Source organism: Pseudonocardia pini (assembly GCF_013870575.1).
Taxonomy (GTDB): Bacteria; Actinomycetota; Actinomycetes; order Mycobacteriales; family Pseudonocardiaceae; genus Pseudonocardia; species Pseudonocardia pini.
Window position 1 is genome coordinate 1 of the sequence record NZ_JACBXB010001121.1, and the last position, 1,291, is coordinate 1,291.

The 1,291-nt window shown below is 71.1% G+C and carries 1 protein-coding gene and 1 pseudogene; both read left to right on the forward strand.

Going from position 1 to position 1,291, the window contains the following annotated elements; all coding sequences use genetic code 11:
* Positions 1-226 (forward strand): oligopeptide/dipeptide ABC transporter ATP-binding protein (locus tag H5J29_RS36035; RefSeq protein WP_376768602.1); only part of this gene is annotated, 226 nt, incomplete at its 5' end.
* A 3-nt stretch (positions 227-229) separates the two neighbouring features.
* Positions 230-1,173, forward strand: a pseudogene (locus H5J29_RS33085) (ABC transporter permease).
* Positions 1,174-1,291 lie beyond the last annotated feature (118 nt).

Genomic DNA, 1,291 nt, shown 5'->3' on the forward strand with positions numbered 1-1,291 from the left:
GCACCGCACGGCCGTCATGCAGCACGGCGAGATCGTCGAGATCGGACCGACCGAGCAGCTCTTCAGCGACCCGAAGCACCCATACACCCGCCAGCTCCTGTCCGCCATCCCCAGCGCGAAGCCGAGCCGGGGTCGTCGGTCCGGGCGGCACACGGCCCCGTCCGGCACGGACGCCCGGACCACTCGGGCCACGCAGTCCTCCGTCCCCGCCGAATCGGGAGCGTGACCCATGCTGCGCATCGTCGCGCGGAGACTGCTCTCCGCCATCCCGCTGCTGATCGCCCTGAGCTTCTTCGTCTTCGTGCTGCTGGACCTGATGGAGGGGGACGCGGCTCGGGCGGCCGCCGGGGAGAACGCCACTCCCGAGGAGATCGCGGCGGCCGCCGAGCGGCTGGGGCTCGACAAGCCCCTGCTGCTCCGCTACGTGCTCTGGCTCGGCAACGCCGTGCAGGGCAACCTGGGTGACTCGCTGCTGTCCAGCCAGTCGGTCTCGAGCCTGATCTTCGAACGGGTCCCGGTGACCCTGTCGCTGGCGCTCGTCACGCTGGTCATCGCCATGCTGGTCGGGATCCCGCTCGGCATCGCCGCGGCGCTGCGGCCGAACAGCGCGCTCGACCGGTTCGTCACGGCGATCGCGTCGGTGCTGATGGCGGTGCCGCCCTTCGTCATCGGCCTCGTCCTCGTGCTGATCTTCGCGGTCAGCTCCGCGGTCTTCCCCGCCACCGGGTACAGCGCCCTGGGGGAGGAGGGGTTCGGGGAGTGGCTGAACCACCTCGTCCTCCCCGCCATCGCGCTCGCCGCGATCTCGGGCGCGGAGCTCGCCAGGCAGACCCGGGCCGCGATGGTCGACACCCTCGGGATGGACTTCGTGCGCACCGTGCGGGCCAAGGGCTGCGCTCACCCATGATCGTCGGCAAGCACGCCCTGAAGAACGCGGGAGTGCCGATCGTGACCATCCTCGGCCTCCAGGCCGGCAGGGTGCTCGCGGGCGCCGTGACCGTCGAGTTCGTGTTCGCGCTCCCCGGTTTCGGGAGCCTCGCCGTCACCGCGGTCAACCAGCGCGACATCCCGGTGATCCTCGGGATCGTGATGGTGAGCGCCGTCGCGGTGCTGATCGTCAACCTCGTCGTCGACGTCTCGTACGGCTACTTCAACCCCAGGCTCCGTCGATGAACGCCGGAGCCGACGACGTGACCAGGGAGCCGGGTATGGCCGGAGTGTCCGAGGGCCCGCTCGCCGAGCCTGCGACCGTGGCCGGGGGGACGCAGGTCCTCGAGGCCGAGACCGCCCC